At 61.6% G+C, this 19402-nt stretch carries 16 protein-coding genes; 13 read left to right on the top strand and 3 right to left on the bottom strand.

Annotation, left to right across the window (positions count from 1 at the left end):
- Positions 1-94: 94 nt before the first annotated feature.
- Both FYW95_RS18855 and FYW95_RS28355 read right to left on the bottom strand, forming a co-directional pair.
- Complete coding sequence (locus FYW95_RS18855; RefSeq protein ID WP_236572241.1) at positions 95-898, bottom strand: site-specific integrase; 804 nt, start codon at positions 896-898, stop codon at positions 95-97.
- Positions 793-1416 (bottom strand): tyrosine-type recombinase/integrase, encoded by a 624-nt coding sequence (locus tag FYW95_RS28355; protein ID WP_236572249.1) that lies wholly within the window; start codon positions 1414-1416, stop codon positions 793-795. The genes FYW95_RS18855 and FYW95_RS28355 overlap by 106 nt, the downstream gene beginning before the upstream one ends.
- A gap of 334 nt (positions 1417-1750) precedes the next feature.
- On the opposite strand from FYW95_RS28355, the gene FYW95_RS18850 reads away from it, so the two are divergent.
- From FYW95_RS18850 to FYW95_RS18840, 3 genes are all read left to right on the top strand, one after another.
- On the top strand, positions 1751-3868 hold the full coding sequence (locus FYW95_RS18850) for an AAA family ATPase (RefSeq protein WP_160050604.1): 2118 nt from the start codon (positions 1751-1753) through the stop codon (positions 3866-3868).
- Positions 3865-5772, top strand: coding sequence for a UvrD-helicase domain-containing protein (locus FYW95_RS18845; RefSeq protein WP_160050603.1), 1908 nt, complete (start codon positions 3865-3867; stop codon positions 5770-5772). Before FYW95_RS18850 ends, FYW95_RS18845 begins: the two co-directional genes overlap by 4 nt.
- A gap of 407 nt (positions 5773-6179) precedes the next feature.
- A complete protein-coding gene (locus tag FYW95_RS18840) occupies positions 6180-7139 on the top strand; it encodes a hypothetical protein (RefSeq protein ID WP_236572240.1) in 960 nt (319 codons plus the stop codon).
- Positions 7140-7926: 787 nt separating this feature from the next.
- Here FYW95_RS18840 and FYW95_RS18835 read toward each other — a convergent pair.
- Positions 7927-8736 (bottom strand): IS982 family transposase, encoded by an 810-nt coding sequence (locus FYW95_RS18835; RefSeq protein WP_236568008.1) that lies wholly within the window; start codon positions 8734-8736, stop codon positions 7927-7929.
- Positions 8737-9279: 543 nt separating this feature from the next.
- Here FYW95_RS18835 and FYW95_RS28350 point away from each other — a divergent pair.
- From FYW95_RS28350 to FYW95_RS18790, 10 genes are all read left to right on the top strand, one after another.
- Positions 9280-9729: a transposase gene (locus FYW95_RS28350; RefSeq protein ID WP_236568007.1), complete on the top strand. Its 450-nt coding sequence runs from the start codon at positions 9280-9282 to the stop codon at positions 9727-9729.
- Positions 9730-9834: 105 nt separating this feature from the next.
- Positions 9835-10083 (top strand): hypothetical protein, encoded by a 249-nt coding sequence (locus FYW95_RS28345; protein ID WP_236568006.1) that lies wholly within the window; start codon positions 9835-9837, stop codon positions 10081-10083.
- Between the two features lie 910 nt (positions 10084-10993).
- Positions 10994-12265 (top strand): condensation domain-containing protein, encoded by a 1272-nt coding sequence (locus FYW95_RS18825; RefSeq protein WP_160050602.1) that lies wholly within the window; start codon positions 10994-10996, stop codon positions 12263-12265.
- 18 nt (positions 12266-12283) lie between these two features.
- Entirely contained in the window at positions 12284-13660 is a 1377-nt protein-coding gene (locus FYW95_RS18820; protein ID WP_160050601.1) for a nitroreductase family protein, read from the top strand.
- 20 nt (positions 13661-13680) lie between these two features.
- Entirely contained in the window at positions 13681-15168 is a 1488-nt protein-coding gene (locus tag FYW95_RS18815; protein ID WP_159944667.1) for a class I adenylate-forming enzyme family protein, read from the top strand.
- Between the two features lie 110 nt (positions 15169-15278).
- Positions 15279-15530, top strand: a complete 252-nt coding sequence (locus FYW95_RS18810) for a hypothetical protein (RefSeq protein WP_159944666.1) — start codon at positions 15279-15281, stop codon at positions 15528-15530.
- The gene (locus FYW95_RS18805) at positions 15508-16227 is read left to right on the top strand and encodes a dihydrodipicolinate reductase C-terminal domain-containing protein (protein WP_255459376.1); all 720 of its coding nucleotides are present in this window, start codon (positions 15508-15510) and stop codon (positions 16225-16227) included. The genes FYW95_RS18810 and FYW95_RS18805 overlap by 23 nt, the downstream gene beginning before the upstream one ends.
- Positions 16224-16973, top strand: a complete 750-nt coding sequence (locus tag FYW95_RS18800) for a class II aldolase/adducin family protein (RefSeq protein WP_159944664.1) — start codon at positions 16224-16226, stop codon at positions 16971-16973. The genes FYW95_RS18805 and FYW95_RS18800 overlap by 4 nt, the downstream gene beginning before the upstream one ends.
- A 43-nt stretch (positions 16974-17016) precedes the next feature.
- Entirely contained in the window at positions 17017-18030 is a 1014-nt protein-coding gene (locus FYW95_RS18795; RefSeq protein WP_159944663.1) for an LLM class flavin-dependent oxidoreductase, read from the top strand.
- Between the two features lie 2 nt (positions 18031-18032).
- Positions 18033-19394 (top strand): condensation domain-containing protein, encoded by a 1362-nt coding sequence (locus FYW95_RS18790; protein ID WP_370462427.1) that lies wholly within the window; start codon positions 18033-18035, stop codon positions 19392-19394.
- Positions 19395-19402: the final 8 nt, after the last annotated feature.

Genomic DNA, 19402 nt, shown 5'->3' with positions numbered 1-19402 from the left:
GGTCGTCGTAGTCCAAGCACGCGACTCCCAGGGGCACCTTCTAATCCGATGGTCGCAGGTTCGAATCCTGCCGGGTGCGCCACAAAACCCCAGTTCATAGCCTTGTTTGGTGAGAACCTGAGGGGGTTGTCCTGCCGGTGGGTCCAGGGTGGGGCCCGGGTGGGACCAACACCAGGCCCCGTCGACCACGCCGCTTTCTCGTATGCCGACCGGTCCTCCCGGCGTCCCGCAACACCAGCCACGCGGTTCGCTCCGCCGCCTCCCGCGCCACCTCCGGGAGGACACTGGCATAGGTGTCCGCGGTCAACACGATGCTCGCGTGCCCCAGCATCGCCTGCACCACCTTCAACTCCACCCCCGCCGCCAACGCCAACGTCGCCGCCCCATGGCGCAGATCGTGCAACCGCACCGGCGGCAACCCACTGGCGGTGTTCACCTTCCGAAACAAACGTGACAACCGCTCCGGAGCCAACACACCGCCACCCACCGCCGTGAACACGTAACCGCCCCGATCCCACACCCGGCCGTAGTCCTCGGCCTCTTTCTGCTGACGCCACCGGTGACGGCGCAACACACCCACCGTGGTGTGGTCCACCATCAACGTGCGCCGACTCGCCGCGCTCTTGGGCGCCACCTCCACCAACCCCCGGCCCTGGTGGGCCTGGAGCTGGCGCACCACCCGCACCGTCCCACGATCCAGGTCGACGTCGACCCACCGCAGCCCCACCACCTCGCCCCGGCGCAGCCCGGTCATCACCGCAAGGTGAAACAGCGCGTACAACCGGTCCTCGGCTACGTGGTCCAGGAAAGCGCGGGTCTGCTCCACCGTCCACACCATGGGCCGCGCGCTCTGACCGGCCTCCAACCGCAGCCCGTTGGCCGGGTTGGAGGGCAGCAACCGCTACGCACCGCGGTGTTCAACGCCGCCCGCAACGTGGACCGCACCCGCTGCACCGTCGCCACAGCCACCGGCCTGCCCCTGGGCGTGATGTGTTCGGCGATGCCCTCGAAGGCCCGCTGTACCCGGGCGGGCGTCAACTCCTCCAGGACTACTTCACCCAGGTGCGGGACGAGGTAGCGGTCGATGTGCTCGGCGTAACTGACCCGGGTGCGCGCACGCAACCGGGTCCGCCCCTCCAGCCAGTGCCGAAGCCACGCGGCCACCGTCCACACCACCGGCTCCGCACCCTGCTCATCGCCCCGGGCCCTGCGCAGGGCCACGCGCGCGGCCTCACGGGAAGCGAACCCTCCCCTACGCACCCGACACCGACCACCCGGGGTCTGGGCTGACTCGAGCGAGAAGTACCAGCTTCCATGCCTACGGGAGCGCAACCGCGGACAACCACTCCCGAGCCTCCTCGACGTACCGGCCACCCGACACCCGCACCTCTTGAACACCGAACCAGGCCCCAACATCACCACCACCTCCAACCCCGGTCTCACCCTGAGGACCAGGGAAGACGAGTGGCAGAAAGCGATCCCCCTGCGGAAGTCTCCACCGCAGGGAAGGTCCAGATCCGGTATCGGCCTCACCTGATCAGTGGCTGCCCTCCACCCACAGCCCTGGACATAGGACACGAGATGGTCCGCTCATCGGACATCACGAGTTCAGCCCAAGCAACTTGACGAATTTGACCCCCGTTGATGTTTGGCAGGGGTAGCATGACCGACATTCCTCGTTTCCCTTCCCTCCCCCCGTCGTGCGCTGGTTGCCCTGTACACCCGCCCATCTCGCCCTGTGAAGGTGCCCATGCGGATCAAGACCGTTCGAGTCGAAAACTTCCGGCGTCTGCGCCAGGTCAAGATCGACCTGAACGAAAGCGCGACGGTGTGTGTCGGGGCGAACAACAGTGGCAAGACCTCGATCACACACATCTTCCGTTCCTTCTTCGTGGAGAAGGCGCGGGACCTGACGTTCTACGACTTCAATTCCGGATGTTGGGACGACTTCGCCCACATCGACGAGGGTGCGGATTTCCCGGTGATCCGGCTGGACCTGCTCCTGGAGGTGGAGAAGGAGGACTGGTACCGCGTCATCGAGATGATGTCGTTCCAGGATCTGGACGAGGATATCGGCCAGGTGGCGCTGCGAGTGGAGTTCGGTCCGAAGGACGGCCCCGGTGGGCTCCTGGCGGACTTCCGGGAGGCCCGGCGGAAGGCGAGGCACACCACGCGGAAGGCGAAGTCGGAGAAGAGGTGGCGGAAGGGGGTGTATTCTCCTTGGCCCGAGGACATGCGTGACTATCTCGACAAGACGTTGCGAGATTCCTACGCGCTGAGCTACCACGTGATCGATCCGAGGAGCTTCGACCGTGACGAGTGCCGACCCGAGGACGTCGTCGGTCCACTCACCGACAACCCCACCGCGGCACAGCGCTTCCTCAACAGCCTCGTCCGCGTGGATATGGTCGATGCCCAGCGCTTCCTATCGGACGACCCCACCTCCAAAGGGCTCGACCTGTCACGGCACGTGTCCAAGTTCCTGCGGCGCAACATCGACTCAAGTGAGGTCAACCACGCCGCACTGCAGGCGATGCGGATATCGGAGCAGGGGGCCGAGGGTTATCTCCAGGAGAAGCTCAAGGACACCTTCGACGAACTGCACGACAGTTCCGACGATCGGATGGACAACCTGCGCCTGGTCGTGCGCAGCCGCGTCGACAACGACGGTCTCATCATGGACAGCGCGTCGATCCACGTGTCCTCCACGAGCATCGACGGCAGGCAGCTCGAACTGCCCGAACGCTACAACGGGCTCGGCTACAAGAACTACCTCTACATGATCCTCGAGATCATCGGTATGCACCGGGCTTGGACCAGGGCCGAGGAAGACAGGTCGCTCATCCACCTGGTGGTGATCGAGGAGCCCGAAGCACACATGCACCCGCAGTTGCAGCAGGCGTTCCTGAATGTCGTCAAGGCTTGCGTACAAAAGAACGCGACGACGGGCTTCCACACTCAGATCATCGTGACCACGCACTCGCCCAACATCATCTACGACACTTCCTTCGACCCCATCAGGTATTTCCGGCGTATCACCGAGACGGCGGGGGCTCCCGCGACCCAGGTACGTGACCTGTCCCGGTTGAACGTGGAGAACGATGAGACGAACTTCCTGCGCCGCTTCCTGAAGTTGACCAACTGCCACCTGTTCTTCGCCGACGCGGTCGTGCTCGTGGAAGGTGATGCGGAGCGGATCCTGCTGCCGCTGATGATCGAGAACCATGCGCCGAACCTGTCCCGTCTGACCCGCGCGCACATCTCCTACCTCGAGGTCGGCGGATCCCACGCATTCAGGTTCAAGAACCTGGTGGAATTCCTTGGGCTGCCGGCCCTGATCATCACCGACCTGGACAGCGTAGACCCAGCCCAGAACAGGAGAGCGTGTACCGCCGCTACGGACGGTGCCGTCACGAGCAACAAGACCCTCATCGACTGGCTACCGAGGAAGGAAAGCGTGCAGGAGCTACGGACGGCCACCGTGGACGAGAAAATCGGCGTCTACGGTGTGGGAGAGAGCTCGTCGGCGGTGCGGGTGGCCTACCAGACGCCTCAGGCCTTCATGTGGCAGGGAGTGCCGGGCACGGCGAGTGGGCGGACTCTCGAGGACGCCATGCTTCTGGAGAACCTCGCATGGGTGGAGAAGAACGGCAAGGACGAGATTCCACTCAAGCTCGACAGCGACATGTCGCATGGTGAAGTAGTCGACAAGGTACATACGTTCGTCCGTGAACTTCCCGGTGGCAAGGCCAATCTGGCACTGACGTTCTTCGACTTGTTCACCAAGGAGAAGTGGACGACTCCCCACTACATCGACGAAGGTCTGGCGTGGCTCAACGCCCGTCTCGACCGGGGGGCGGACCTGTGAGCGGGCGCCTGCACCAGAAGGACACCCGCACCGACATCGAGATCCGCGAGGTGCTGGACTCCTCGGCCAAGGGCGGCTTCGTGGTCATCGCCGGAGCCGGTTCTGGAAAAACGACATCGCTGGTTAAGGCACTCGGGCACATCAGCCGCGTCCACGGCCCCGATCTGCGTGCCCGGAGTCGCAAGATCGCCTGCATCACCTACACGAACATCGCCGTGGAGGAGATCCGCAAGGACGTCGGCCATGACAGTCTCTTCTTCGTTTCGACCATCCACAGCTTCCTGTGGGAGATCGCCCGGCCCTTCCAGCGCGCGATAGCACAGTGGGTTCGCCAGGAGATCACCCGACGTATGAGCAAGAATCCCTCCGATGACCTCCAGGAGGCCTTGAAACGGCTGGACACCCCGCATGCGCGATTCACCTATGAATCGGGACGGAACTTCGCCCGGGGCGTACTCGGCCACAGCGACATCGTCCAACTGGTGCCCTGGCTGATCAAGGAGTACCCACGCCTCGCCACCATGACCGCGCAGTCCTTCCCCTACATTCTTGTCGACGAGAGTCAGGACACCACACGCGATGTGGTCGAGGCGCTCAAGACCATCGAACGGCTCGAGCGCGGGAACGTCTGCCTCGGGTTCTTCGGGGACCCGATGCAGCAGATCTACACGGGCGGAGCCGGGATCATCGAGGGGGACAAGGGAGCTGGCTGGATCACCATCAGGAAGAAGGAGAACTGGCGCTGCCCGGATCGGGTCCTGCACGTCATCAACAGCATCCGCGCGGCCTCGCCGCGTGACGGTGGGCTTCAACAGGTACTGGGTCGGAAACCGGGAGTGAAACCGCATCCGGGTTTCGTGGACCTGTTCGTCCTCCCTTCGGATGGGGACGACGACGCGCAGGTGGCCAGAGTCCGCCAATTCCTCGCGCGGAGTCAGCAGGACGATGAGTGGCGGGCCGGAACCGAAGGCAAGGATCTCAGGATCCTCGTGCTGGAGCACCGGCTGGCCGCCGAACGGATGGGATTCGCCGATCTCCACGAGGCCTTCGCCCGGGGAAAGAGCGCGGAGGTCAAAGAAGGTTTCCGCGAGGGAACCCACTGGAGCCTCGCGCCGTTCATGAAGCGGGTCCTCCCCCTGGTCGAGGCGGTGGAAGGGGACGAAGGAATGGCAGCGCTCGCGATTCTGCGCGAGTCCGCTCCCCGGCTCCGAGCCTTTCTGGACGGGAAGGATTCGGTGGAGGCGCTTGCCGAAGTGAAGCGCGACACCGACGAACTCGTCTCGCTCATGAAGCCCGGTAGCGGGAAGACCACCGGGCAGGTCCTGAGCCATGCGGTGCGCACCGGGCTCATCCCGTTCGATCCGCGGCTGCGTTCCCACCTGCTGCGCGCGGTCGACTCCGAAGGGCTGGATCGGGTGTCCGTGGAAGAAGAGGGGTCTGACACGGAAGCACCGACACGGGAGAAACATGAGGTCATGCGCGCGGTGATGGACGCCTACCTCGCCAGCCCGGTCGATCAGGTCAGGACATACCGCGACTACATCACCGGCCAGTCGCCATACGAGACCCAGCAGGGAGTGAAGGGAGCCGAGTTCGAGCGGGTCATGGTCCTGGTGGACGCTGAGCGGAGCCGACACCCCGACTTCTCCTACGCAAAGTTCTTCGGCTTGCGCGACCTCAGCGACACGGACCGCAAGAACGAGGAGGCGGGCAAGGACTACGCCGTCGACCGGACCCGACGGCTCTTCTACGTGGGCTGCTCGCGGGCGACCCGGTCGCTGGCCGTGGTGCTGTTCACCAAGGAGCCGGAGAAGGCGCTCGATCTGCTGAGGCGGGACGACAGGAGTCCCTTTCCCTCCGACAGCGTGCATGGAATCGGTGATCTGGAGACACAGGAGGTCTGATGGCGGATGAGGTGCGGATGACGGAGGGGCCGTGCCGGTCAGCCCGTTGCCCGACGGCGTCCGTGCCGTGGTTCGTTATCCCGAGGACGGTGAGCGACCCACGAAGCGCGGGCGCTTGGACGTCTCCACGGTGTTCCTGGTCGCCGCAGAACCATCCCGAGGACTTCACACCCCCGGATGATATCGACCCCGGGGACATCGCCTGGGTACTGGAGAAACCCGCCCGCAGGTTGAAGAGCGCGCGGGACCGGTGGGGCGCTCGCGCCGACGAACTCCTGACAGCGTGGATACCCGGCTGAGCCCTGGCACAGGGTTCTGTCCCTGTCCGGAGACCGGACTCGGGCTGTCAGAGCTACGGGATAGCTTCGCCACGCAATCGATTCTTCTCTGCATGAAGGGGCCTGAGTATGGAGTTCCACGCCCCAGGGCGTCCTGAAGACCTGCCTCCGTTCGACGCCCTCTGGGTCCGGTCCGCCGCACTGGCCGCTCTGGAAGCGGGCGGCAGCGAGAACCAGCACCGCTACGCGGACGCGGTCGTGCACCACAACGACGGAGGCGGCAACGAGTGGCGGCTTGCTCGGATCGAGGGCGGACGCGGGGTACTCGTCGGCGCCGACCACGAATGCGACGACTACATGGACGTCGAGGGCTACGACCCCTACGCCGGTCCCGAATGGCTGCCTTGGACCTGGTTCACCGCGTTGGAGAACGACCGTGAACAGGGCTTCGCCTACTGGTGGGACGGAGCCGCGTGGGACCGCATCGACTACCCCGAACTCATCGACAACGACGGACTGAACCTGCTGCTTCCCCACGTGTCCACCGCGGAGAAGGCGGTCGAGAAGGTCCTGAACTTTCTCGACCTGCGTACTTTCACGGACGCGTGGGACGAAGGATCCCCCCTCATACACCGCGTCCTAGACCTGGCCGAGAACGGCACCGGAACCGAAGAGGAGTGGCGCGAGGCCCTGGACGCCGCCCTCACTTTCGCCGCCCGCCAAGACTCGCAATACGTGAGGCGTCGCAGGGACGAGTTCAACGTAGCCCCAGCCCTGGCCGTGGCCCGGGCGACCGGCCTGGTCAAGGACTCCAAAGCCGAGACCAAACCCGCCGAGAACGGACGCCCCGAGGGCTGGGTTCCGAGCCTGGATAGACCCGAACCGAACACTCCAGGAGCGCACTCCGAAGCAAACGAGTGGTCGCTCCGAGGACCTCGCGAGGTGCCATCGGACGCCGTCAGGGGCCGGTGTGTGCTCCGTTTGTGCTCCGCGGTTTTGGACTGGGGCGACACCACACGGCATGACACGGCACCCGACGGCACGGCGGATCGGGTGGGGTGGCATGAAACGGTACGTAGGGACACGTGACGGTACGCAACCATGGCACTTCTAATCCGATGGTCGCAGGTTCGAATCCTGCCGGGTGCGCTATAAAACTCCAGGTCAGATGGGGTGTACGAATCGAGCAGACGAGGAGCGCGGCCCGAATCCGGGCCGTTTGTGCTCCATACGTGCTCCCCAGTTGAACCTCAGTACACGCTACCCCCATCGGACTAAGATCCACCGCCCCTGCGGGGCAACCCCGCGCCCCGACCGCCGCACCGAAACGGCACTGGGGCGGACACCGCCCTGTGCCGCCACGTCCGCCCCGAACACCCCATACCCCTACCCCAGGGGCCGTCCAGGCGTATCAACCGCCCACACGCCCCATTACGGGGTGCCGTCAACAAACGTGTCACCAGCCGCAAACGAGGACTGTCGCCGTGGCCGCTCCCTCAGATGGTGTCGCGTCGGCCTGTCCCATCACTCGGCAACGGTCACCAGGTTCACCGATTACGGGCCAGCCCGCTGCGGCCGCGCCAGGTCAGTGCCGAAAGTGTGGCGTAGCACGTACCGATCGAACGGTTCACCATCGTCGTTAAAGCCAGATCCCGGCCACAGCCCTCGCTCACACACCACCGCGTTCATCGCCCGCGTGGACAGATCCCCGCCGTCGCGGTTGCGCACCAGCAGCCCCAAGGCTGGGCCACTAGATGAGTAATTCCAAGGGGTCAGTGGTCGTAGGCCGTCAGGGAGCGTAGGACCAGCTGGCCGGTGCGGTCGTTGTGCCAGATCGCGGCGGTCAGCGCCAGGATCCGCTGGAGCACCCGGGCAATCACCCCGCCCGGAGTGCGCCCGCCGTGCCGCTCCAGGTCCAACTGGCCCCTGAAGGTCTGGTTGATCGACTCGATGACCTGCCGCAACGGCCGAAACAACCCGACCTGGCCCGTGAGGACCCGCCCTTGCGGGCCGGACGCAGCAAAGACAGACCCGCTTGGGCCAGACAGCGTTCGAAGTCGCACCCGTAGTAGTTCTTGTCCGCGATCAGCGTCTGTCCTGGGCGCTGAGCGACCAGGCCGGGATCGTTCTCGAACATCCCCACCAGGGTGGTGCGCTCGTAGGCCTTGGCTCCGGTGAGCGCGAAGGCGACCGGGAGGCCGCTCAGGGTGCACACCAGGTGCAGGCGCAGCCCCCAGAAGAACCGGGAGTGGGAGGCGCAGTACCCATAGGCGGCCCATCCGGCCAGGTCGGAGCGCTTAACGGTCTCGCGGGAGCGTGCGCACTCGATGGGGGTGGAGTCCACCACCCAGGTGTCGTCGGTCCAGGCGCTGGTATCGGTGGCCAGGTGGCGGATGAGGGTGCGGATCAACCCGGTGGCTTTGCGCAGGCGTTTGTTGTAGCCGCTTTGCTGGGGCAGGTAGGGGAAGCGTGCGGACAGATAGGTGCGGGTATAGCGCAGCCATCGGGCCTCGCTGGTGTGGCCGGTCAGGGCCTGCATCAGGGCCAGGGTGACCAGGTCGGCGTCGGACAGGCGTGGCTGGAAGCCGATTGCGGGGCGCCAGGGAGCCAGGTCGGGGTGGGCTTTGAGGAGGGCCTCGGTACGGGCGTAGAGTGCACAGGCGAGGGAGTTCAGGTCTTGCGTCACAACATGACCCTGGACTCCCTCGCCTCATGCTCAGACCAAGCACCCCTTGGAATTACTCATCTAGGGACGCGCGTGCCTCGGGATTCAGCGGCACCACAGCGCCCAGAGCGGTTCGGCTCCGGACCGGTCCTGAATACTCGCAGAGCTCAAAACGCCTTCCCGGTAGTCACCAGTAGATAAAGCTTTGGTCTGTGGTTCAGAACTTGCCGGATGGGCGATCAGACTTGATCGCATCAAGGCCCCCACCCCCGGGCGGCAAGGAGCCGACACCCTGCTAGCACCCGAGCAGGAACGCAAGCTGACCTGCGCGGACAGGATCGGACTCACCACCGCCCTGTCCCACGTCCTACCCTCCAGCACTGCCGACGGATGGCGCAACCGGGCCCTCGCCCTGATCACCCTGGCCGGAGCGATCGTCACCGGAGCCACCAACCTCCTGGAAGCCCCCGCCTCAGACTTCACCCTGTGGCGCACCCTGACCGCTCTCGATGAGATGACGCACACCGCCATCGCCAAGTCCAGAGCCAAGACCCACCGCCACGTGTGGACCCTCCTGCACCTACGCCCCAGCGGGTTCGCTGGATCACCATCGCGGACAAGCTACTGCGAGAGTGGATCCTCATCGACGTGGACGCCACCATCGTCACCGCCGCCTCGAACAGGGAAGGCGCCACCGGCACCTTCAAACGCACCTACGGACGCCACCCCCTCGCGGCCTGGTGCGCCAACACCAGCGAGTCCCTGGCCACCCTGCTCAGGAAGGGCAACGCCGGCTCCAACACCGTGGCCGACCACATCACCGTGATCCGTGCGGCCTTGGCCCAGATCCCCGGGCAGGTCGGCGCCAAACTCCTGGTCCGTATCGACAGGGCCGGAGCCACCCACGACCTGCTCACCTATCTCGAAGGGCTGACCACCACCCGCCGCACCGTGGGCTGGGCCATCACCGGCGCGGATGAGGAAGCGATCGCCCACCTGCCCGAGGACGCCTGAGAAGCGGGCCTGGGCCCTGACGGCAGCGTCCGTGAGGACACCGGAGTCGCAGAACTGGCCGGGCTGAACACCCGCCCTGGCTGGCCGAAAGGGCTGCGGCTAGTCGTGCGCCGCACCCGCCCCTCGGGCAGGCAGGCCAAGAACCTCACCGCGTTGGAGAAGCGCACCGGGTGGCGCTACACCGTCACCGCCACCAACATCACCCGCATGCACCGGGTGGCGGGCTCGCACCACCCCCAGTGGCTGGACGTGATCCACCGCTGTCACGCCGTGGTCGAGGACCGGGTGCGCACCCACAAGGTCATGGGCCTGGGCAACCTGCCCTCATCGTCGTGGGACGTCAACCAAGGATAGGTGCTGGCGGCCTCAATGGCCGTGGACCTGGACCCGCCAGCTGGGCTGCCACGACGAGACCGAACTGGTGCGGGCCGAGCCGGTCACGATGCGCCACCGGCTCTACCACGTGCCCACCACGCTGGACCGCCACGCCCGCCGCCTCTGGTGCGCATCGATCGGACCTGGCCCTACAAGGATGCGTTCACTACCTGCTGGGATCGGTTGCAGGCCCTGCCCGCACCCGCCTGAGGAGCATTCCCCACCCCGACGAGCATGTGAGAGAGGGAGCGTTCGGCTTCCGGGTCCGCGGATCCCGGCGCAGTCCGCGGCCACACGCGGTGGCCCCGCTCCCGCACCTGCGGGACAAACCGGGGCGAGCCCACGACCCGGTCAGGCAACGATCACCCCTGAAGAATCGAGGCTGGAACGCGTGCTCCGATCGCGCCTGCGGTCGGCCCAGAGACGCCCGGGACTGCTGCGGGGATTCATCCGATCGGCGGGGCTCGATCTCACCCCCTTCCAGTCAACCGCCTGATCAAAGGTCAAAAAAGGCTCGACACAGGCCTGTGACCTGCTCATTCATGTTTAGAAGACTCACCGCACGGCCTTAGTCAAGAGCGTCAGAGCGAAAGGGCTACCTGAAAACCACCCTTGCGTGTGTCAAGCATCACATAAAGCAAGGAGTTCATGGTTCGCCAAATCTTTGCGCAGTTCAGAGGGTCCAGCCGTGACACAAGCACCAAGAGACCCAGCTCTTGACTGTGTTTCGACCATCACTGTAAGTTCATGAACATCTCGAAAGAAAGCGAGGTGATTAGAATGTCGAAGCGCGACCTGACTGGCCACGTCTAATTCATTCTGGGGGTGGGGCGTATGCCCCACCCCCTCGTGCAGTAATGAGATTTGGATTTGGAGATCCTTGAGGAGAATGAGCGGAGAGATTGAGAGGGTATCGCCTCTATCCTTCGGGCAGATTTCGATCCTGAGAAGCCTTGAAACGATAGCTAAGGGTCGGGAAGAATACGCCAACGTCTGGCAGACCTGGTCTCTTCCACCGGGGACAAAAACCTCGGATGTCCAAGAGTCTCTCACTGCCCTCGTGCGTCGGCACGAGTCTTTGCGCTGTGTCTACGATTTTTCCCAACCTGATGAGCCACAACAGATCGTTCAGACTGCCCCCCAAGGTAACCTGTACCTTGTCGAAACGACTCTGGAAAACTCTCCAGGTCAAGCTAAAAAAATAGCCGAGGAGGAACGACGCAAGGCATTCGACATCACAGTGGTTCAGCCGTGGAAGTTCTGGATACTCCACGCGGCGGAAGAAGCTCAACATGTCGTTCTGGTGATGCATCACATCGCCGTCGACGCCACCGCACTGGATATCTTAAAAAGGGATTTCTATAGCTTTCTCGGCGGATCTGATATGCCAAAGGTCGAGTACTCTCCAACCCGTCTTGCGATGGATCAACATTCGGAGGCATGGAAGAACCGTAGAATTCGGTCGTCATCATACCTTCAACGGGTGATGAAAAGAGTGGGCGAGAATTATCCACCTGATCCAGCTGATGAGAAGAGCGCTGTCGCCGGTACCTTCATATCGCGTTCCCTCAAGAATGCGGTCAAGATACGTGCAGAGGAAGCAAAGGTTTCCGAAAGTAATGTACTGCTAGCCGCATACAGCCTTGCTGTCCACCAGCAGCTTCGCCCCACGAACGTTCCGCTCAACATCGCGAGCGCCAACCGGCACTTCGAAAAAACCACCGATCTTGTCGGAAGCCTCAATCAATGGACTCCGCTAATATGCGATCCCGTTCCCTCGGAGGGCCTCGAATCCTACGCAAAGCGGATCCAGAAGAAGACCTTCGCGGCCTATCAGAATGGTTGTTATCATCCTACAGACCTCTTAGCTGCATTCGATGGCTCCAGGTTTTCAGGAAATGCACTGCTCCCCGGCTATTATTTCAACTACATCGAGCGTGTCCCAGAGAACAGCCCCGTACGAAAGTTTGACGCCCAGAGCAACGAAATCGTGCTCCACCGGCCGTCAAACCTCATCGGACCATCCTTCTACCTGGTGGCCGAGAACGGAAGCGAACTCTTTCTCGCCCTCCGAGTGATGTGGAACGAGTTCGACTCATCATCGGCGCGCGAGCTTCTTCGGAATATAATCAATGCCATTGAAGGTAACAAAATCATCTAGCAGGTTGAATTGATCGGAATGAGTGCCGACGACTGGCTGAAAGAAATGCAGATGTCACGCCGGGCGCCCGGACGGCAGGACGATATTCCACCGAATGATTTTTATTCCATCCTCCGCCTGTTCGAGCAAGGGCTCATGCGGTACGGCCAAGGCAACTCCCTCAACGCTCCGTCGGCAGGAGGAATCCATCCATACGATGCGATCGTGTTTTCTTGGGAGAGCCGAGACAGAGGCGATACCTACCTGGTCGCCAGAAGGCTGAACCTTCATCGGCGCTCCTACCGCGTTCTTCCGGTGGACCAAGAAGCTCTCAGAGTCTACTTCCCGCTTGTGGAGGTTGGGCCCAAGAGAGCTCGGGTCTCCTACATTCTTGTCCTGTCGAGACCATGGCTCTCCATGCGAAAATACGGCAAACGGGGCTACCTCTATGCACAGTTAGACGTGGGGCACGCGGCGACAGCTCTTCTGGGTACGGCCCAGGAAGTCGGCATGGCCAGATTGAGCATCCACATCCCCCGCCCTGAGCTGCGGAAAATCCTGGCTGACTTCATTCCTCACCGAGAGATGCACTCCGTGCTCTCCGTGTGCGTACCAAGCCAGGGCAAAGCGGAGAAACAGTGGTCCTCCGAAGAAGAACAGTCAATATTCAACCAAGGTACTGTCGAAAATGAACTAGAATCATACAGTTGGGATTTCATCTCCCAATATCTCCTTCCGGAAGACACGGGCGACGGCAGCACCCTCGGGGAGGAAGCGGCGTTTGGCTCTGTCTCCGACATGCTCCACGAAGGTCCGCCCCTACGTGATTGGCGGAAGCTGTCCAGCATCAGGCGCTCCTGCACGGGCTTTGCCGATGGAGATCTTCCTCACGAGAAGATCGAAACCCTTCTTTCGGTTCTCTCGGTGAACGCGGAGAGCGATATCCGGGAGGATGCTAAACCTGAGTTGGGTATGGCTGTCGTCATGCCGTCCGGTCTCATACCCGCCGCACGGCCACTGAGCGTACCGGATGAAGTCAGTTCTGTAGTCCAAAGTGACTTCATAAAGGATGAACATGCACTCACCCGCGCGTGCAACGGTCAGGTGCACCTGAAAAAAGCGCAGGTGTTCTTAATTTTCTATGTCAACCATGGTGAAAAAAGAGCTCTTACGTGGCATGGAACACGAAGCTGTGTGTATAAGGCTTCCACAAAAGCACACTTTGTCTACCTGAAAGCAGCGAAGGAATCAGTTGGCGTCACCGCAGTAGGCGGCTACGACGAACGTGTCTGGCGTGAGGTTGTCGGACTTTCGCAAGAAGAAGATATCATATATCTGCTCGCGCTCGGGGTCGACTCCGGAGAGGGAGAAGAGAAGCGCGACCGCAGTGTCAATGCGTATGCGCATGGAGAATAAGGAGAGACGAAAGAGCTACCATGGGTGTTCTCGTAGAAGTCGTCAATGAGAGCATATGGCGCCACGCAGAGCTCTCGGCTGTTAATGATGGACGGGTAGCTGTCGCATACCACGAACTGGACGCCGCAGCAGACCGCGTGGCCTCTTCTTTCGACCAACTTTGGCATCAGATCAACAGGGAAGGCTCGGTATTAGGCTCTGGGCGCACGCCACGGGTCGCGATCTATGCCTCGAACTCTGTGGACTACGTCATCATCTACATCGGACTGCTTCGCAGCGGCGCAGTCCCATTCTTGGTGGACCCGTCTTTCGGCGAATACGAACTCAATTTCATTTCCTCGTCATGCTCCGTCGACGTCTTCCTACATGACCGCAGTCTCCCAGTGGCCGAGGGCAAATCGACGTCGCATTTTTTCAACCGGTTCCACGCAACCAGTATTCTCGAAGCCGCGCCTGGCCGGAAGCAACGCTTCGAACTGCTCCCCGAAACCGAGGTGTGCCGATTCAGCTCGGGTTCCACAGGCGCGCCCAGCTGCATCGAGTACTCGGGAGACGCAGTCCACCGCGCGGCCCTCGCCTGGTGCGAGGGGACCAGGATGTCTACTGCTGAACGGCTCCTCTGCTTCGCAGGACTGTTCAACGGACTGTCTTTCAACACTTCGCTCCTCCCGTCCTTTTTGACAGGATCGGAGCTGTGGTTGTCGTCCGGTCTCCCCACGGCCGGTCGGGTAGCACGTTATCTGAAAGCTGCCCGCCCCACCCGGTTGACAGCATTTCCTCCCTTGTATGAGTCGTTGCTCCTCTGGGAAGAGTCGTTGCCAGGGCTGGAGAATCTCAGAGTTTCACTTTCCTCCGCAGCTCCCCTCAGCACCGAAGTCGCCCAAGACCTCTTCTCCCGACACGGCATCAAGATCCACAACTACTACGGGATTGCGGAGACAGGGCCTCTCACCTTCGATCCGTCCCCCTCCGCAGAAGGAGGCGTGGGCTACCCGTTGCCCGGTGTTTCGATCAAAACTAGTGACACTGGGCGCGGGCCGGGGGAGATCCGTGTCCGAAGCAGTTCCATGGGAAGCCGCTACCTGAATTTTCCAGGAGAGCTGGAGCAGAAAATCGATTCCTCGGGCTACTTTATGAGCGGCGACGAGGGCATCATCCGCAACGGATCCCTGTTTTTCACTGGAAAGCTCGGGAAAGGGATCAACATCGCTGGCAGAAAAATCGATCCTACCGAGGTGTCGAACATCCTGTCAGAATTCGGCGTTGCCCAGTCTTTCATCTTCGCGGCGGAGCAGGAGGGGCGAGACCCGGATCTGGCCGCTGTGTTCACTAGTCCAGAGAAGGTGGACACAAATGCGCTTCGTAAACACTGTCTCACTCGCCTCTCCCAGTACAAGGTTCCACAGATCCTTGTGCAAGTCGACGAGATTCCCAAGAGCCAGCTAGGTAAGCCCAGGCTTAGACTCATGCAGGATCTGGTCGCTAAGAAGACGGGAGGTCGACGCTGATACCCCCGACGCCGGATACAAAGGGATCCCCAGGTCACCTCCTCCCATTTGCAGCCCCCACGAGAACTTCCCTGACACGAGAACGAAAGAGCATGAAAGATTCCGCAACTATGCTGATCGAGCGTGTGGCCAAACAGGTGGAAAACGTCACGAACGGAAAGGTCTCCTCGGCGGTGGCGATAGCGAATAGTGATCGTAAGCTCGTAGAGATGGGACTCTCCTCCCTCAACTACCTCAGGCTTGTGAACGCTCTGGAAATTGAGTTCGGGGTCTTCTTCGATTTCGAGGACGACACGGAACCCCCGCTCACGGTCAAGGAAATCTCCGACTATCTGGCCAATGCTGGGGCGGGCGTTGAATAAAAAGCTTGCGATTGGCATTGTTGGAGCTACGGGGAAGTTCGGATCCGTGCTCCAGCAGGAGTTGGAGAAGGAAGGATTTGATGTTGTTCTGACTGTTTCGAGACGGTCACGCACGGAAACAGGGAGTCCCGATGTCATCGTGGACGCCAGCCATCCTTCCGCACTAGCGGACACGATAAGACTGTGTCAGCACCATGGGAGTGCACTCCTTGTGTGCACATCTGGGCTCAGTGCGTTTCACCACGCTGCTCTGGAAGCACTGGCTGAGGAAGTCACCGTGGTGCGAGCTCCCAACCTCTCCCTAGGGTACTGGATTTTGACAGGAGCCCTCCAGCTGGCCCTCCGGAGAGTCGGCGGGATGGGAATGAATCCCGAGACTGTCGTCCACGATCGGCACCCGAAGACGAAGAAAGACGCTCCGAGCGCCACCGCTCTGTCCTTGGCCGCCACCGTAGAAACAGAGACAGGGAAGAATCCACTGGAGATAACTTTCGACCGACAGGGTGAACCTGTGAACGACCACGCTGTGAATATTTTCCTCGACGGAGAATACCTCTCCTTGAAACACGGTGTCGAAGAGATCCAAGCGATGGCGCGCGGAGCGGTGATGGCTGTCAGATGGATCGTCAAAACACCACCAGCCCTGGTGACGATCACTGACGTGTACGACGAACTACTGCTTCGGAGGCTCGGATGAGCGAATCCACAGAGGGAAGGAAGGACTCCTCCCAGAAGAAGACCGCGGCAACCTTGGCCGCAGCGGCCCGATCCCTGTCGCTGGGCGGACACGACGACTTCAACCAGGGCCAGGTCTCGCTACGTCTGCCGGGGCGAGCGCATATGTTTATCAAAGGGGCGATGAAGGGTTTCGACGAGTGCGTCCCGACTGACATCGTCACCACTCCTCTCGACCCGGCAGACGAGCCCGACCCATTGGCACCTCCAGAGCTACCCCTGCACCAGGCCATCTACAAGTCCCGTCCTGACGTCAACGCCATCGTCCACAGTCACGCCCCCAACGGCCTCATCTTCGGTGCGACTGATCTCCCCCTGCGTCCCGTATCCCATGATGGCGCATACTTTCAGGGCCGATTGCCCAAGTTCACCGAGACGAGCAACACCGTTCTGAACCTGGAAACCGCGAATCTGGTCGCCAAGGCCCTAGGGGATAATCCGGCCTTGCTCCTGCGCAACCACGGATCGGTGGTCGTCGGGAAGACGATCCAACATGCCGTGGTATTCGCGCACATGTTGGAACGTGCGTGCAAGCTCCAGCTCGCAGCCGAACAGCTGAACGTGGACTATCACTGGTCTGGACGAGGAGACGTGGCCAAGAAGCGCGACTTCGTGCACTCGGACCTGTCCGTTCGATCATATTGGACCTACTGTCTGAGCCAGGTACGACGTAGGTGGCCCGAGGTGAACGGTTGGAAGCGCCCATGAAATCCAACGAATCTCTTCATCACCTTCATGATGGTGCTCGCCCATGACCAGAGACTTCCTCGTATACGGCACCGCACTGTACCCGAAGGCGGCTCCTGAGAAGGTCAGGTCACTGTTGCCGAAAATCGTCGGCTATGCCGAGAAGCACGGGTTCGACGGACTCCTGTCCTTCTACAACCACCACGACCTCGACCCTTGGATGGTCGGGGGGAACATCCTTACCCACTCGTCCACGGTCTCCCCCTTGATCGCCCTGCAACCCTATTCAGTTCCTCCATTTACCGCCGCCAAGATGATCCATTCACTGACGTTCCTCCATCAGCGAAGAGTTGATGTTAACCTCATCACCGGTGCGGCGGATCACGAACTAGTGGAGGTGGGAGACGCACTCGGCCATGATGATCGGTACGAGCGTGCCGCAGAATACATCTCGGTGGTGCGCTCCTTGCTCTCCTCTGAACAGCCTCTCTCCCACAGCGGGCGCTACTACGACCTACAAGGGATCAACACGAATTCCTTCATCCCCGCTCCGCTCCGTCCACGTGTGTTCATGGCGGGTTCGTCCGCCGCCAACCGGAAAACCGCTGACAGTGTGGCGGACTTCGCAATCACCCATCCTGAGCCCGTGTCGATGTTCGCCGACACCTTCGCCGACCGAAGCGGCACGAAGGTCGGCATTGGTGTCAGATTGGGGATCATCGCGCGTACGAGCTCTAAGGAAGCTTGGTCAGTTGCTCGCTCACAGTTCGTCCCGAACCGCGAGACCAGGCTCAAAGCACGGATACGCAGGAGATCGTCGTCCGACTGGAGCCGGAGAATTGCGAACCTGGCGACTGACTCGGAGGTCTACGACGGTGTCTACTGGACCGGAGCGTACCTGAGCGACAAGGGATCAATGCCGATTCTCGTGGGATCATACGAGGAAGTGAGTGACTACCTCGCCCGATACCTTGACGTGGGAGTCGGAGCGCTATTGCTCGGCGGGGTCTTCTCGAGAGAAGATTTCCATCACGCAGGTGTCGTGCTGGACCGCGTTCGGTCGAGAAAGGTTGCGTAGACATGAGGCCACGCCTTCCTTCTCGTTGCGGACCTGAGTGGAAAGGAAAGCTGACCTGGGGGCAGCGGGCATTCCTCAATGGGATGGAAAGGTATTCACAGCACGCCAGATATCTGAATATCGTTCGGGCTGTTGATCTTCCACCCTTGTGCTCGGGGAAGAGCGTGACGGAGGCGGTTACGACGATACTGGCGAAATACGATAGTTTGCGGACGACGTACTCTCTTGCTGGAGAAGAACCGCTGCAGGTGGTGACTGGCGGTTGCGAAGCTAATATCCGGTTCGTCGAAGTGACCGAAGACATCGCATCCGCAACCAGAGATCTGTCCAACGAGATGCGCAGGATTCCGCTTGGCGCCGATGGTGGACTTCCTTGTTCCACTATTGTCCTCACCCTGGATGGTCGGTCAGCCCGTGCTCTGCTGGCCTTCTCCCACACAGTCGTTGATGCTTCGAGTGCGCAGATCATCGTCGGTGAGATCACCCGCTTGCTTATGTCCGGCTCAGTAGACAACGGTGCGGGAACTCAACCAAGAGAGCGTGCGTTCCTGGAGAGCGGGGAACGGTTCTGGGCGCAAAACGAGCGTTCGGTCAACACGTGGATCAAACGCTTGTCTGATGTATCGGGCCCCTTCAGATCTCCTCGACCACAGGAGCGGGAACCGCAGAACGGATGTGCGCAGGCTGTCGTGCGCGTGCCCCTGGCTGCTGACCGCCTCCGCCGGCTGGAGGAGAAATACCAGTTGGCGTCATCTGCCGTGTTGGTATCCCTGACCGCACTCACCTTGGCAGCTGTCACCGATCTGCGCCGGATCCCACTCCAGGTGCTCTCCTCGAACCGCTACGCCACTGACAGCGAGGGATATGTGGGTCTACTCGCCCAAGTCGGCCCCCTCATCGTGGACACCGGGGTCTCTGGCCTGGCTCTCCGCTCCTTCGTCGACAGGGTCGGGAAACAGCTGTGGGGAAGCTACAAGGCGGCTTTATGGTCACCTGATGACTTGGACGCCGCCCTTCAGGACAAGGGGCTCACCTTCGCTGACCTGGCGGGCTGGCCCACCTACAACGACGTCCGAGGGGTGGCCCCGTCGTTCGAGGGACCTCACAGGCCGGTTCCAGAGGGAGTGGTCGAGTGGATGAAGGGGTGGCCCTACCAGGACGGCCGCTTCTCGATCGCGGTCACCAGCAGCTCCCACACTCTCTGTCTGGCGGTCCGCGCGGATACCGCGTACGTCAGCCCGGAACTCATACTCCGTTTCCTTCGACTTTTTTCTAAAAATTTAGAAGCTGTTACATCCGCTCAAGAAATGCTTCAGGCGGATGCGATCCGCCTTCTCGAAGATGGGCAGTATCGTGATTTTTGAGTTGAGTG

The sequence above is a fragment of the Nocardiopsis sp. FR4 genome (assembly GCF_009830945.1).
Classification (GTDB): domain Bacteria; phylum Actinomycetota; class Actinomycetes; order Streptosporangiales; family Streptosporangiaceae; genus Nocardiopsis.
Note: the sequence above shows the minus strand (reverse complement) of the source record. Positions and strands in the feature narration are given on the sequence as shown.

Bases quoted from the DNA above. Each gene is read 5' to 3' on its own strand.
- FYW95_RS18825 (WP_160050602.1), top strand. From the start codon at position 10,994: ATGAGCGGAGAGATTGAGAGGGTATCGCCTCTATCCTTCGGGCAGATT.
- FYW95_RS18805 (WP_255459376.1), top strand. From the start codon at position 15,508: ATGCTGGGGCGGGCGTTGAATAAAAAGCTTGCGATTGGCATTGTTGGA.
- FYW95_RS18800 (WP_159944664.1), top strand. From the start codon at position 16,224: ATGAGCGAATCCACAGAGGGAAGGAAGGACTCCTCCCAGAAGAAGACC.
- FYW95_RS18795 (WP_159944663.1), top strand. From the start codon at position 17,017: ATGACCAGAGACTTCCTCGTATACGGCACCGCACTGTACCCGAAGGCG.
- FYW95_RS18820 (WP_160050601.1), top strand. From the start codon at position 12,284: ATGAGTGCCGACGACTGGCTGAAAGAAATGCAGATGTCACGCCGGGCG.
- FYW95_RS18850 (WP_160050604.1), top strand. From the start codon at position 1,751: ATGCGGATCAAGACCGTTCGAGTCGAAAACTTCCGGCGTCTGCGCCAG.
- FYW95_RS28355 (WP_236572249.1), bottom strand. From the start codon at position 1,416: ATGTTGGGGCCTGGTTCGGTGTTCAAGAGGTGCGGGTGTCGGGTGGCC.
- FYW95_RS18810 (WP_159944666.1), top strand. From the start codon at position 15,279: ATGCTGATCGAGCGTGTGGCCAAACAGGTGGAAAACGTCACGAACGGA.
- FYW95_RS18815 (WP_159944667.1), top strand. From the start codon at position 13,681: ATGGGTGTTCTCGTAGAAGTCGTCAATGAGAGCATATGGCGCCACGCA.
- FYW95_RS18790 (WP_370462427.1), top strand. From the start codon at position 18,033: ATGAGGCCACGCCTTCCTTCTCGTTGCGGACCTGAGTGGAAAGGAAAG.
- FYW95_RS18840 (WP_236572240.1), top strand. From the start codon at position 6,180: ATGGAGTTCCACGCCCCAGGGCGTCCTGAAGACCTGCCTCCGTTCGAC.